The organism is Streptomyces sp. NPDC059142 (assembly GCF_042755665.1).
GTDB lineage: Bacteria > Actinomycetota > Actinomycetes > Streptomycetales > Streptomycetaceae > Streptomyces.
Genome location: NZ_JBHZDA010000051.1, coordinates 21789 through 35816, shown reverse-complemented (window position 1 = coordinate 35816; position 14028 = coordinate 21789). Strand labels below are relative to the sequence as shown.

Below are 14028 nucleotides of genomic sequence, written 5' to 3'. Positions count from 1 at the left end.
CTCTTCTCCCGGCGTCCTTCCTCCCGGTGTCCTTCCTCCGGGCGTCCGGACGACGGCGTACGTCCGGACGGCGGGTGGTGCGGGTGGTGCGGGGCGGCGTGGGCACGAGAGACACCTCCGCGGTGAGCAGGCGGGCAGGGCGGGAGCGGACCGTGAGCACGGTAAGCCCATACGATCAGCGGCGCCGGTCCGCAACCGGACGGCGCGCTTCCCTGTCCCCCGTTCGCGGTAACGTGGGCGGTCATACCGCCGTAGCCCGAAGGCCCCGAAGGACCCCATGCCTGCCCTGCCTCCCGCAGTCTCCGTGATCATGCCGGTGCTCAACGAGGAACGTCATCTGAGGAACTCCGTCCGGCACATCCTGGAGCAGGAGTACGAGGGCGAGATGGAGGTGGTCATCGCCCTGGGCCCCTCCACGGACCGTACGGACGAGATCGCCGCGGAGCTGGTGCGGGAGACCGCCACCCACCCACGCGGCCAGGTGCGGACCGTGCCCAACCCCACCGGGCGCACCCCCGCGGCGCTCAACGCGGCGATCAAGGCGTCCAAGCACCCCGTCGTCGTACGCGTCGACGGCCACGGCATGCTCTCCCCGAACTACATCGCGACCGCCGTCCGCCTGCTGGAGGAGACCGGCGCGCAGAACGTCGGCGGCATCATGCACGCCGAGGGCGAGAACGACTGGGAGAACGCGGTCGCCGCCGCCATGACCTCGAAGATCGGCGTCGGCAACGCCGTCTTCCACACCGGAGGCGCGGCGGGCCCCGCCGAAACCGTGTATCTGGGTGTGTTCCGGCGCGAGGCGCTGGAGCGGCTGGGCGGCTACAACGAGGAGTTCATCCGCGCGCAGGACTGGGAGCTGAACTTCCGGATCCGCGAGTCCGGCGGCGCGATCTGGTTCTCCCCGGAGCTGCGCGTCCAGTACCGGCCGCGCCCCTCGGTCCGCGCGCTCGGCAAGCAGTACAAGGAGTACGGCCGCTGGCGCCATGTCGTCGCCCGCTACCACTCCGGCTCGATCAACCTGCGCTATCTCGCCCCGCCGACGGCCGTCTGCGCCATCGCCGCGGGCCTCGTCGTGGGCGTGCTGCTCACGCCGTGGGGCCTGGTGGTGCCGGGCGGCTACCTCGCCGCGATCGTGGCGGGCTCCGTACCGGCCGGCAAGGGGCTGTCGCCGAAGGCCAGGATCCGGATCCCGCTGGCGCTGGCGACCATGCACATGTCGTGGGGGTACGGCTTCCTCACCAGCCCGAAGGCGCTGGCCAAGAGGGTCATCGCGAGCCGCCGCCCGGCAGCGAGCCCGGCCGGCACCACCGCCGAGGCATAACGCGGACAGAGGAGAGGAGGCCCCCGCACCCTGTCGGTTCTCGGGGTGCGGGGGCCTCCTCGTACGTCCGTACGTGGGTCGAAAGCGCTGCCGGTGCGGTGTCAGAAGCGGTACGGGGCGTACACGTCCATGCACGCGTCCTTCTCCGAGCCGTTGAGGGCGTCCGCCGTGTCCGGGACCCCGCCCGCCGCCGGCTCGCTCTCCTTCGGGAAGGACGTGCCGTCGCGCCAGTCGGCGCCCACGACCACCGTGACGCCCGAGACGTCCGTCGACCGCTGCACCGAATCCGTCGGGACACCGAGCGCCTTGGCGACCGCCTGCGCGTTCCCCTCCAGATCCGCGCTCGGGTAGCTGACGGTGGTCTTCTCCTCCGGTGTGAGCTGCGCGTCCGCCCTGGCCAGGGTGTAGCCCTTGGCGACGAGCGCCTGGGTGATGTCGGCGGCGCGGCCCTTCACGGGGGTCCGGCTGCCGCCGGTGCCGTTGCGGACGATCACACCGGTCTCGGCGGGCGGTGTGGTCGGCTCCTTGACGGTGCTCTCCTCGGCCTTGCGCCGCTCGGCCGCCGCGGCTGCCGCCGCCTTCTCCTCGGCCGAGTCGCCGTTGCTGTCGAAGGCCACGTCGTCGCGGACCATCTTCCACAGATCGGCCGAGTCGCCGTCGGCGACCAGATGGTTCGCGTCCTGCGGGTCCACCGCGGTCGGCATCGTCGTCATGGTGAGCCGGTCGGTCGGCACGCTCTTGAGCTGCATGGCGAGGTCGAAGAGCTTCTTGACCGTACCGATCTCCTCGGACACCTCCAGCGACTTCGTGGCCGCCTCGGCCAGCCCGGTCAGCCGGGGCGTGTCGGTGAAGACGTTCTGCGACTTCAGCTCGCGGATCATCGCGTTCATGTACATGTGCTGGGCCTTGGCCCGGCCGAGGTCGCTCTCGAACGCGTGCCGGGTACGCAGCCACTGGAGCGCCTGCTGCCCCTGGACCTGGTGGGTGCCCGCCGTGAGCTTGAGCCCGGAGCCGCCGGGCACACCGGGCAGAGGGCGGTCCCAGACGTTGTCCTTGACGCAGACCCCGACACCGCCGATCACGTCGGCCATCTTCACCACACCGGAGAAGTCGATCGTCATCCAGTGGTCGATGTAGACGCCGGTCAGCTTCTCCCAGGTGGCGAGGGTGCAGCCGGGGCCGCCGCGTGCCAGCGTCTCGTTGATGATCGCGTTCGTGGCGGGGTGGACCGTGCCGGTCTCCGTGTCCTTGCACTCGGGGATGGAGACCCGGGTGTCCCGGGGGATGCTCACGACCGAGGCGTTCTTCCGGTCGGCGGAGACATGGACGAGCATCTGGACGTCCGCGAGGGGCGGGCTGCCCACGGAGCTCTTGCTTCCGCCGAGCTCGACGTTCTCCGGCTTGTTACGGCTGTCGGAGCCGATCAGCAGGATGTTCAGGGGCCGCTGGCCCGCCGAGTTGGCCACGGGCTGGTCCAGGCCGCCGGAGCCGTTGCTGCGCTCGCCGCTGCGGATGTTGCCGTTGAGGTGGCGGTAGTACAGATAACCGGCGCCGGCCGTCCCGAGTATGAGGAGCGAGAGGATGGCGGTGGCCCAGCGCAGTATCCGGCGGCCCGGCGGCCGGCGGGACGTGGCCCCCTGCGCGGCCGTCGCGCCTGCCACGCCTGCCACACCCTTCGCGCCCTTCGGGCTCTTCGTACCGCTCTTCGGGCTCACCGCGCCCTTCGCGGCCTGCGCGTCCGACGCGTGCGGTGTGTTCTTCCCGGGCCCCGTGGCGGCGCTCCCCGGCTCCGGGGGCGGCGTCTTCGCGTCCCCGGCGGCCCCGCCACCGGGGACACCGCCCTCGCGGCCGTTGCCGCCGTCCTCGTACAGGCTGTCGTCCCAGCCCAGTTCACCGGCGTGCGGGCCGCGTTCGCGCGCCCCGTCCCCCCGTACCCCGCTCGTGCCCACCGGATCCCCCTCAGGCCGGCCGTACGAGCCGGTGCCCACATGTCACTTGGAGCAGACCTGCTTGTCCGCTCCGACCTTCTGCACACCCTCCGGCGTCTTCGCCGGTCCGGTGATGGGCACACCCGCGCCCTTGAAGTCGGCCCCGAGCGTCAGCGTCATCGCTTCCAGCCCCACGGCGTCCTCCGTGCCCGGCTTCAGGCCGGAGGCGGGCAGCCCCATCATCTCCGCGAGGGCGCGCGCCTGGTCCGCCTGGTTCGGCGCGTACTCCAGCGTCGTCTTCGACACGTTCGCCGGGGCGTTGCCCTTGTTGGAGGACTTCAGCACGCCCTCGCTGTTCTGGAGCCAGTTGAGCGTCTCCTGCGCCGAGCCCTGCGGACCGCCGCCGTTGAAGACATCGACCCGCACATCGGCCGGGTCGGCCTTGTCGCCCTTCAGCAGCTCTTCCTGCTTGCTCGCGGCGGCCTTCTTGTCCGCCTTCTCCTTCGCCTCCACCTCGGTCAGCGAGACGTCGTTCTGCATCATCGCGAACAGCGGCTTCGCCTTGGCCTCGTTGACGACGACGGTGGCCTTGACGACCTCCGCCGGGTTGTCGAGGACGGGCAGCGTGGTGAAGGTGATGTTCTTGGCCGGGACCTTGGAGAGTTCCTGGGCGAGGTCGCTCAGCTTGTTGATGCTGCCGATGCCGGTGTCGACCGTCAGCGCCTTCGTGGCCGCCTCCGCCAGCTTGAACAGCTTGCTCGGGCTGGTCAGCGTGTCGCCGGACTTCATCGTCCGGATCATCGAGCTGAGGAACTGCTGCTGCGTCTGGATCCGGGTCAGGTCGCTCTCGTCACCGAAGGCGTGGCGCGTACGGACGAAGGCGAGCGCCTGTTCCCCGTCGATGACCGTCTTGCCCTTGTCCAGCTTGAGATGGGACTTCGGGTCGTCGATGTCCTTCTCGACACAGACCTCGACGCCGCCGACCGCGGTGGACAGCGTCTTGACCGCGTTGAAGTCGGCCATCATGAAGTGGTCGACGGTGATACCGGTCAGTTCCTTGACCGTGCGCATCGTGCAGCCGGGGTCCCGTTCGTCCTGGCCCAGGCTCGTGTTGAAGCGGACCTGCTGCGTCCCGGGGATCACCGTGGTGCCGGAATCCGTCTTGGTCTCGCACTCCGGGATGTCGGTGATCAGGTCGCGCGGGATGGAGAGCACCGTCGCGTTCGAACGGTCCTTGGAGACATGGAAGAGCAGTGTGGTGTCGGCGTGGCCGACACTGCCCTTGTCCCCGTACCCCTCGTTGCCCGCGCCGGTCCGCTTGTCCGTGCCGATGACCAGGATGTTGACGGGCTGGTCCTTCTTGAAGCCGCCGCTGCCCGCGCCCTCGACATCGATCGTGGCGATGTTGCCGTTGAAGTGCTCGTACGCGAGGTACCCGGCGATGGAGCCGCCGACGAGGACGAAACCCATCACCCCGCCGGTCCAGACCAGCGCCTTCTTCCCGCCCGACTTCTTGGGCTTGCGCTTGCGCCGGCCCGGCGCGGTGGCGGCGGCGTCCGTGGCCGCCGCGCCCTTGCCCGCGCGGCGGCTGCGCTGACCGGGGACCTCGGCGCGCTGCGCACCGCTCCCGCCGTTGCGGCTCCGCCCGCCCGACCGGGGGCCGGGAGGCGTGGCCGGGTCGGGCGTGGCCGGGTCGGACTCGGGGGCCGCTGTTCTTCTTCTGCCGCCGGTCGGGGCGGAGCCCGACGGGGCGGCCGGTGACTGCCCTTCGGAGTGGTCCAGTCGCAGCTCGTAGTTACCTGTCTGCGGGTTGAGGACCCACTGGTCGGCGGGGTCGATTCCGTCCGACTGCCCACGGCTTTGCGCATCCACGGTTGCTTGAATCCTCCGTCGGTGCCACGCGAGTCGTCTTCCCCCGAAGACGCTCGGTTTTCGATCCAGCAGTGCGCGACCAAACGGCCGGATGCACCGGATCGCGTCACACTATCCGCCTAGTTCAACGTCAAGCGACGTCCGTGACAAATTCCTCACTCCTTACAAGCGGGCAATCTGCCCAATCTCCATGGAGTGTGCGCTTCTCCTTGCCCATTGCTTTACCCGCACATCCCCGCTTCGGCATTGGAACCCGTGAAAGCGGGTTCCGGACTCGTGCTCGGAGAGGGGGCGCCGGAAGGGTCCGCGGGACTCTGCGACGGGTTGTCCGAGGGGCCGTCCGACGGGCTGTCCCCGGCACCGGAAGAGTGCGCGGACAGGTCCGTGGACGGGGAACTCGTTTCCGACGGCGGGGCCGTCGTGGCGATCTCGACGGGCTCGTCGTCCCGCAGCCGCTCGAAGAGCTTCCTCGCGCTGGACTCGACGAGTTCGTCGCGATTGGGGTCGAGCGCGTACGGCTGCCGGGGCACGGTCAGGAACTGGACCTTCTCCGTCGGTACGCCCCGCATGGAGCCCGCCAGGTCGTACAGGTCGCTGAGGCTGTTCAGCCCCGCGTCGGTGGTGATGGACTTCGTGACCGCGTCCAGCACCGGATAGAGCCGCGTCGGATTGAGCAGCACCCCGTTGCTCTGCACCTTTTTGAACAGGGCCCCGAGGAAACGTTGCTGCCGGTCCATGCGCTGGGTGTCGCTGCCGTCGCCGATGCCGTGCCGCGCCCGTACGTAACCGAGGGCCTGTTCACCGGTGAGGTTCTGGCGGCCCTCGGGAAGCTTGAGATGCGCCTGCTGGTCGTCGACCGGCTTGTCCAGGCAGACCTCGACACCGTCGACCGCGTCCACGGTGTCCTCGAATCCGCTGAAGTCGATCACGATGTGATGGTCGACGCGGATACCGGTGAGCTTCTCGACCGTACGAATGGTGCACGCGGCGCCACCGAACTGGAAAGCCCAGTTGAACTGCGCGAACCGGGCCCCCGTACGGCTGCCGTCCGAGGACCGGCAGCCCGGTATCTCGACCATCAGGTCGCGCGGTATCGACATCGCCGTCGCGCTCTCCCGGTCGGCGGCGAGATGGAGCAGGATCACGGTGTCGGAGCGTTGTGAACCGCCGTCGTCCCGCCCGTACTTGCCGTTGCCCTGGCCGGCCCGGCTGTCGGAACCGATGAGCAGGATGTTCTGCGCGTCCAGGGCGACCGGGGTCGGGCGGTCCTTCTCGTACGTACGGAGCTCCGCGGCGGCGGAGGTGTCGGTGGTGATGTTCCGGTCGAGCTTCCGGTAGGCCCACCACCCGGCGCCCGCGGCGCCGAGCACGGCCACGGAGGTTCCGACCGCGACCCAGCGCAGCCAGCGGCGCTTGCGGCGCGGCGGTACGGCGGCCTCGGCATCGTTGTCCTCGGCGGTGGCAGTGGCGGTGGCGGCTTTGGTGGCGGCCTCGGCGTTGTCGTCGCTGTCGCTGTCGCTGTCGCTGTCGCTGTCGCTGTCGCCGGCGCCGGCGGCTTGGCCCTTCGCGCCGTCGTCCGCGCCGTCGTCGGCAGCGCCGTTGCCGTCGTCAGTTCCGCTGTCGTCGTCCGCTGCCTTCCCGGCCGTGCTGTCGGTACGGAGTGCGGTGCCCGCCTCGGGCTTCTCGGGGTCCTCCGGAGTGGTGGAATCCGTGGACTTCTTCTCCGGTTCGGGCGGCGTGCCAGCACTTTCGGTCACGTCTTCGTCCATCCTTCAAGGCGTCGGCGGCACACACGGGCCACCGGTCGCTGTCGTAGACGGGCGAGCACCACCCTTGGTTGTGCTCCGCGCCGCAGGATTCGCCGATCATGTGCTGCGGTTTGGTCACGGCGCCGCAACCACGTTGTCGCGGACGGAAGAAGGTGAGCGGCGGGCCCCTCACACGAGGCTGTCGGTCACCCGCTCACTGGCCACCCGCTCCGCGAGCGCCGGTGCCGACAGCGCGTCGACGTTCCGGCAGAGGACGACGGACCCGCCCGCCGCGAGCGGGGCGAACAGCCCCCCGGAAAGCCCCTCCCAGCTCTCGTACCCGAGCCCCGACAGCAGCCGCGAGCCGGGCCCGAGCCCGCGCTCCGCCGCGTCCGCGCGCGCCCGGGTGACCAGCGCGGCCGAGGTCAGCTCCGTACCGCCGACCACGAGCGCGGGCGCGTCCGGGTCCACCGGGGCGTACGGCGCGAAGCGGTCGCCCTGGCCCGGCACCTCCACGGCGTAGTCGGCGAACCCCTCCGGGGCCTGCGGGAACCGGCCGCCGAGCGGGCGCAGCGCGAGCGCCACCCGCTCGCCGGTGCACGCGCGCGCCGCCGCCAGCGCCTCGGGGTCGGGGCCGCTGACCACGAGGTCGGCCGCGGCCGGATCGCCGCCGATCTCGACGGTCACGCCGACCGAGGAGCAGGCGAGCAGCCAGACGGCGCTCTGCCAGTGCGCGGGGAGCAGCAGCGCCAGCCGGTCGCCGGGCTCCGCGGACAGATCGCCCTGGAGCAGGTTGGCGGTCTTGGACACCCAATTGGCGAAGGTGGCCACGGACAATTCGACGCGCTCACCGGTGGCATCGTCGTAGAACGTGATCAAGGGGCGGGCCGGGTCCGCGGTGAGAGCGGATCGCAGCAGGTCGGCGGGGGTGCGGTCGCTGGCGTTCACCCGGGAAAGGGTACGCGGACGGCGGACGCGGCCTCCGCCGTACCGGTGACGGCGTACACCGGTCGGCCCGACGGCCCGTCAGTTTCCCCGGCGCGCGCGGCGGAGGGGACGCGCCGAGGATCGGCCCATGCGTGCCTACCTAGCAACCTCGATCGGCGTGGCGTGCACCGCCGTACTCGTCCTCCCGCTGTCGCTGCCCGCGGGCGCGCTCGCCGCGTCCCCGGCAGCCCCACCGTCCGGCCGCGACGCCGGTGTCCGGACCGGCCCGGGGGCCCACTCCGCCGCGGCGGCCGTGCCGGGCTCCACCGAGTCCGTACCGCTGCGCCCCCTCGGCTCGACCCGGGCGCCGGGCGGCATCGCGGAACAGGGGGTGGCCGCGCGGGAGGTACGGCCCTTCTCACTGGTCGGAGTCGTCTGGGACGACGCCGACGACGAACTCCGCGGCACGGTCCAGGTCCGTACCCGCGCCGTCGGCAGCCACGTCTGGTCCGACTGGCTGGAGGTCGAGACGCACAACCAGGAGCACGGCGCCGACCCCGGGACCCAGGAGCGCGACTCCGGGACCGTACGCGGCTCGACCGCCCCCCTGTGGGTCGGCGACTCGGACGGGGTGGAGCTGCGGGTGCGGGCCGCCGAGGAGGAGGACGAGACCGGGCCGGTACGGCCGTTGCTGCCGCGCGGGCTGCGGCTGGAACTGGTCGACCCGGGGGAGGAGCCCGAGGCGCTGCCGTACCCGCCGTCGCAGAACAGCCCGGAGACCCGCCCCGGTGCGGAGTCCGGCACGGCGACCGGTGCGGAGTCCGGCACGGCGACCGGCACCCCGGTGAGCCTGGGGACGGGTGTCTCCCCGGCGAGCGGCACCATGACCGGTGAGCTGGCGGGCGCCGCCGCCATGTCCGCCGAGGACAGGGCCAGTTCGGCCGCCAACGAGGGGCTGACGGAGCTGGGCGCCGCCGAGATCCCCGCCCTCACCAAGGCGGCGGTGGCGGCGCAGCAGCCCGACGCCGCCGCGAAGGCGTACGCGGCGCCGCGCCCGCGCATCATCACCCGCAAGGGGTGGGGCGCCAACGAGTCGCTGCGCGAGAAGCGGTTCGGCTACACCAGCACGGTGAAGGCGGCGTTCGTGCACCACAGCGCGACCGGCAACAACTACACCTGCAAGCAGTCGCCCTCCGTCCTGCGCGGTATCTACCGCTACCACGTCAAGAGCAGCGGCTGGCGGGACATCGGCTACAACTTCGCCGTCGACAAGTGCGGAAACATCTACGAGGGGCGCGCCGGGGGAGTGGCCAAGCCGGTGCTGGGGGCGCACACCCTCGGCTTCAACACGAACACCACGGGCATCGCGGTCCTCGGGTCGTACGGCGGCACCAATCCGCCGGCCGCGGCCACCACCGCCGTCGCCAAGCTCACCGCGTGGAAGCTCGGTCTGCACGGCAGGAACCCGCGGGCGAAGGTCACACTGACCTCCGGGGGGAGCGGGAAGTACGGCAAGGGCGCGCGTGTCAGCCTGAACACCATCTCCGGTCACCGGGACGGGTTCAGGACCGACTGCCCGGGGAGTCGTCTCTACGGGAAGCTCGGCACCGTGCGCACGTCGGCGGCGAGGTATCAGGGCCGCTGACGCCGAACCGGTCGCCACCACTGGTCAGTTCTTTGCGTGTACGCCTGTATGTATGTGCGTATGTACGTATGCACGAGGAACCGGCCCCAGCAGGAAGCGGAGACGACACGGTGACTGAAGCGATCCTTCTGGTCGGCGGCAAGGGCACCCGGCTCAGGCCCCTGACGGCGCGCACCCCGAAGCCCATGGTCCCGGCGGCCGGAGTCCCGTTCCTCACGCACCAACTGGCGCGGGCGAAGGCGGCCGGTGTCGAGCACGTCGTCCTCGCCACGTCGTACCTCGCGGAGGTCTTCGAACCGTACTTCGGGGACGGCTCGTCCCTCGGGCTGAGCCTGGAGTACGTGACCGAGCGTGATCCGCTCGGCACGGGCGGCGCCCTGCGCAACGTGGCGTCACGGCTGCGCTCGGGCCCCGACGAGCCGGTGCTGATCTTCAACGGCGACATCCTGACCGGCCTCGACATCCGGGCCCTCGTCGCGACGCACACCGCGTCGGGGGCGGATGTCTCGCTGCACCTCACCCGGGTCGACGACCCGCGCGCCTTCGGCCTGGTGCCGACGGACGCGGACGGGCGGGTGACGGCGTTCCTGGAGAAGCCGCAGACGCCCGAGGAGATCGTCACCGACCAGATCAACGCGGGCGCGTACGTCTTCCGGCGCTCGGTGATCGACGCCATCCCGGCGGGCCGGCCGGTCTCGGTGGAGCGGGAGACCTTCCCCGGCCTGCTGGCCGCCGGGGCCCATCTCCAGGGCATGGTCGACTCCACGTACTGGCTGGACCTGGGCACGCCCCAGGCGTTCGTACGCGGCTCCGCCGACCTCGTCCTGGGCCTCGCCCCCTCCCCGGCGGTGCCGGGCCGCTGCGGGGACCGGCTGGTCCTGCCGACGGCCTCGGTGGCCGCCGACGCGAAGCTCACGGCCGGCACGGTGGTCGCGGAGGGCGCCACCGTCGGCGCGGGCGCGCGCGTCGCGGGGAGCGCGGTGCTGGCCGGCGCGGTGGTGGAACCGGGCGCGGTCGTCACGGACTCGCTGATCGGCGAGGGCGCGCGGGTGGGCGCCCGTACGGTCCTGTCGGGGGTGGTGGTCGGGGACGGTGCGGTGGTGGGCGCCGACAACGAACTGCGCGAGGGGGTACGGGTGTGGTGCGACGCGGTGCTCCCGGCGGGGGCGGTGCGCTTCTCGTCCGACGCGTAGGGCTCCCCGCGCGGGGACTACCCTCGTGGGGACCCCGACCCCCGAGGACCCCACCCGTGGCAGGACGCTTCGCCCCCCGCCCCGCGCGCGCCGCGACCCCCGCGCGCCCGCCGGGCGCCGTCGTGCCCGCCCCTGCCCGCTCCCCGGAGGGGGTGCGCCGCCGCTGGACGCCTCCGGAGGGCGCGTACGACCTCGGGCTCACGCTGGGGCCGCTGCGGCGCGGCCCCGGCGACCCGACCTTCCGGGCCGAGCCGGGCGGGGCGGTGCGCCGGGCCAGCCGGACGCCCGCCGGGCCGGGCGCGCTGCGGCTCGTCGCGCGGGGCGGCGGTGTGGACGCCGAGGCGTGGGGGCCCGGCGCGGACTGGCTGCTGGACCGCCTCCCCGACCTGCTCGGCGGATCCGACGAACCGGACGCCTTCGTGCCGCGCCACCGGCTCCTGCTCGACGCCCTGCGGCGCCGACCGGGGCTGCGGCTCTGCCGGACCGGGCTCGTACTGGAGTCGCTGATCCCGTCCGTGCTGGAGCAGAAGGTCACCACCGTCGAGGCGTACCGCGCCTGGCGCCTGCTGGTCCGCGCGTACGGCGAGCCCGCGCCCGGACCGCCCCTCGCCTCCGGTGAGCCGCTGTACGTCATGCCGGACGCCAGGACATGGGCGCTGATCCCGTCCTGGGAGTGGCACAGGGCGGGGGTGGACGCCAAGCGTTCCGCGACCGTGCTGCGCGCCGTGCGGGTCGCCCGACGGCTGGAGGAGGCGGCGGCCATGGCGCCCGAGGAGGCCGCGGCCCGGCTGGAGCTGATCCCCGGGATCGGCCCCTGGACCTCGGCGGAGGTGATCCAGCGGTCCAACGGCGCCCCCGACGCCGTCACCGTGGGCGACCTCCATCTGCCGGGCATCGTCGGCCACGCCCTGGCGGACGACCGGGACGCGGACGACGAGGCGATGCTGGAACTGCTGACCCCCTACGCGGGCCAGCGCCACCGGGCGACCCGCCTGATCCTGCTCAGCGGCCGCACCCCGGCCCGCCGGGCGCCCCGGATGCCGATCCGGAACATCGCCCGCCTCTGAGAGGACTCCGCGGAGCCCCGCCGGCCGGGGCAGGGCCTGTACGGGGGCGTGCCTCTACCGCACCTCGATGAACGCCTCCGCCGACCGCCCCGGCCGCTCCTTCGGCGGGGCCGCCGCGTGGCCCACCGCGACCGCGCCCATCGGGTCCCACCCCTCGGGCAGGTCCAGCACGTCCCGTACGACCTCGCGGCAGAACATCGTGGACGAGACCCACGCGGAGCCCAGCCGTTCGCCGGCCAGCGCGACCAGCAGGTTCTGCACGCCCGCGCCCATCGCCACCACGAACATCTCGCGCTCGGCGCCGTCGCGCCGCTCGTCGCCGTAGGTGTGCGAGCCGTCCGCCACCAGGCACGGCACCACCAGGTACGGCGCCTTGCGCAGCACGTCCCCGCGCCGGACACGGCGGGCGATCGACTCCTCGGACCTGCCGTCGCGGCGCAGGTCCGCGATCCACGCGTCGCGCATCGCGTCGAGGAGCCGCAGCCGGGCGGCCGGGGTCTCCAGGAGGACGAAGCGCCACGGCGTCGTGTGGTGCGGCGCCGGGGCCGTGATCGCGGCGGCGACGGCGCGGCGTACCGCGCCCGGGTCGACCGGCTCGTCGGTGAACTCGCGGACCGTGCGGCGCTGGGTGACCGCTTCCCGTACCGCCTCGGATGTGCCGAGCCGGAACATGTCGTCGGCGGCGACCCGCACCAGCGGCCGGGCGCCGGTGTCCTCGGCGCTTGCGGTGTCGTCGGCCGGGGTCACCAGGTGGCCCAGTCCGCTCACCACCGCCACCGGCAGGTGGTCCGCCTTGCCCTTCACCAGGTCACCGGCGGCGGCCAGCTCGTCCGCGAGGGCCACGACCGTCGCGGACAGCGGATTGCCGTGCGCGTCCGTGCCGCCCCGCAGGTCCTCCAGGACCCGTACGCCCGCCGCGCCGATCGCCACATCCGTCAGGCCGTTGCGCCAGGGCCGTCCGAAGGTGTCCGTGACGATGACGCCGAGGTCGAGCCCGAGGGCGTCCCGCAGCCCGTCCCGTATCGCCCGCGCCGAGGCGTCGGGGTCCTCGGGCAGCAGCAGGACCGTCCCGGGCTCGGTGTTGGAGGCGTCGACCCCGGCCGCGGCCATGACCAGGCCCTGCCGGTTCTCGACGATACGGAGGGGTCCGCGCCGGGCGACGACCCGTACCGTCTCCGCGTCGATCGCCGCCTCGCGGTCCGGCGCCTCCATGATCCGGCCCTCGGCCTTGGAGGCGATCTTCGAGGTGACCAGCAGGATGTCGCCGTCGGCCAGCCCGGCACCGGCCGCCGCGATCAGCTTCGCGAGGTCGTCGCCGGGGCGCACCTCGGGCAGCCCCGGCAGCGCGCGGACACCGTACGAGGGGGTCATGCGCGCACCTCCTCGGCCAGCGCCAGCGCCTCGCGCGCCATGGCGGCGGTGGCGTCCACGTCCGTCATCATCAGCGGGACCGCCCGGCTGCGGATGCCCGCGTCCTCGATGGCCGCCACCGCCCCGGCGTCCACGGTGTCGACCAGCCAGCCGTCGAGCAGCCCGGAGCCGTAGTGCAGGGCGACGGCGGTCGCCGTCGACTCGACGCCGATCGCGGCGAGCACCTTGTCGGCCATGCCGCGCACCGGGGCGTCCCCGACGATGGGGGAGAGGCCGACGACCGGTACGCCCGCCTCGGCGATCGCCTCCCGTATGCCGGGCACGGCGAGGATCGTGCCGATGCTGACCACCGGGTTCGACGGCGGGAAGAGGATGACGTCGGCGGCGGCGATCGCCTCCAGCACGCCCGGCGCGGGCTTGGCCTGGTCGGCGCCGACGGGGACGATCGCCTGCGCGTCCACGGACGCCCGCAGCCGCACCCAGTACTCCTGGAAGTGCACGGCCTTGCGCTCGCCGTCCACATCGACCGCGACATGGGTCTCGACGCGGTCGTCGGTCATCGGCAGCAGCCGGACACCCGGCTTCCAGCGGGCGCAGAGCGCCTCCGTGACGGCGCTGAGCGGATAGCCCGCGGCGATCATCTGCGTACGGACGATATGGGTGGCGAAGTCGCGGTCGCCGAGGCCGAACCAGTCGGGGCCCACGCCGTACGCCGCGAGCTCCTCCTTGATCAGGAACGTCTCGTCGGTCCGTCCCCAGCCCTGTTCCTCATTGATGCCACCGCCGAGGGTGTACATCACGGTGTCGAGGTCCGGGCAGACCTTCAGCCCGAACAGATGGATGTCGTCGCCGGTGTTGCCGATCACCGTGACGTCCGCGTCGGGCGCGGCCCGCTTGAGGCCGCGCAGAAAACGGGCGCCGCCGATACCGCCGGCCAGAACTACGATGCGCAT

Annotated in this window: 10 protein-coding genes; 4 read left to right on the top strand and 6 right to left on the bottom strand. The window is 72.5% G+C overall.

The window, feature by feature from the left end; genetic code table 11:
• The first annotated feature begins 277 nt into the window (after positions 1-277).
• On the top strand, positions 278-1324 hold the full coding sequence (locus ACFXPK_RS19550) for a glycosyltransferase family 2 protein (protein WP_385077009.1): 1047 nt from the start codon (positions 278-280) through the stop codon (positions 1322-1324).
• A gap of 101 nt (positions 1325-1425) precedes the next feature.
• On the opposite strand, the gene ACFXPK_RS19545 is transcribed toward ACFXPK_RS19550, so the two are convergent.
• The 4 genes from ACFXPK_RS19545 to ACFXPK_RS19530 form a co-directional block, all read right to left on the bottom strand.
• Positions 1426-3273 carry an LCP family protein gene (locus ACFXPK_RS19545; RefSeq protein WP_385077006.1) on the bottom strand — a complete coding sequence of 616 codons (1848 nt, stop codon included), beginning with the start codon at positions 3271-3273 and terminating at the stop codon, positions 1426-1428.
• A gap of 42 nt (positions 3274-3315) precedes the next feature.
• Complete coding sequence (locus ACFXPK_RS19540; RefSeq protein ID WP_385077003.1) at positions 3316-5124, bottom strand: LCP family protein; 1809 nt, start codon at positions 5122-5124, stop codon at positions 3316-3318.
• Positions 5125-5345: 221 nt separating this feature from the next.
• Complete coding sequence (locus ACFXPK_RS19535; RefSeq protein ID WP_385077000.1) at positions 5346-6881, bottom strand: LCP family protein; 1536 nt, start codon at positions 6879-6881, stop codon at positions 5346-5348.
• Positions 6882-7061: 180 nt separating this feature from the next.
• Entirely contained in the window at positions 7062-7820 is a 759-nt protein-coding gene (locus ACFXPK_RS19530) for a TIGR03089 family protein (protein WP_385076998.1), read from the bottom strand.
• 127 nt (positions 7821-7947) lie between these two features.
• Here ACFXPK_RS19530 and ACFXPK_RS19525 point away from each other — a divergent pair, with 127 nt between their 5' ends.
• From ACFXPK_RS19525 to ACFXPK_RS19515, 3 genes are all read left to right on the top strand, one after another.
• The gene (locus ACFXPK_RS19525; RefSeq protein WP_385076995.1) at positions 7948-9444 is read left to right on the top strand and encodes a peptidoglycan recognition protein; all 1497 of its coding nucleotides are present in this window, start codon (positions 7948-7950) and stop codon (positions 9442-9444) included.
• Positions 9445-9554: 110 nt separating this feature from the next.
• On the top strand, positions 9555-10637 hold the full coding sequence (locus tag ACFXPK_RS19520; protein WP_385003069.1) for a sugar phosphate nucleotidyltransferase: 1083 nt from the start codon (positions 9555-9557) through the stop codon (positions 10635-10637).
• Positions 10638-10693: 56 nt separating this feature from the next.
• Positions 10694-11704, top strand: a complete 1011-nt coding sequence (locus ACFXPK_RS19515; RefSeq protein WP_385076992.1) for a DNA-3-methyladenine glycosylase 2 family protein — start codon at positions 10694-10696, stop codon at positions 11702-11704.
• Between the two features lie 54 nt (positions 11705-11758).
• Here the strand turns inward: ACFXPK_RS19515 and ACFXPK_RS19510 are convergent, their stop codons facing one another.
• Together ACFXPK_RS19510 and cofD are read right to left on the bottom strand one after the other, a co-directional pair.
• Positions 11759-13075, bottom strand: coding sequence for a coenzyme F420-0:L-glutamate ligase (locus ACFXPK_RS19510; RefSeq protein WP_385076989.1), 1317 nt, complete (start codon positions 13073-13075; stop codon positions 11759-11761).
• Complete coding sequence (gene cofD, locus ACFXPK_RS19505) at positions 13072-14028, bottom strand: 2-phospho-L-lactate transferase (RefSeq protein ID WP_384993893.1); 957 nt, start codon at positions 14026-14028, stop codon at positions 13072-13074. The genes ACFXPK_RS19510 and cofD overlap by 4 nt, the downstream gene beginning before the upstream one ends.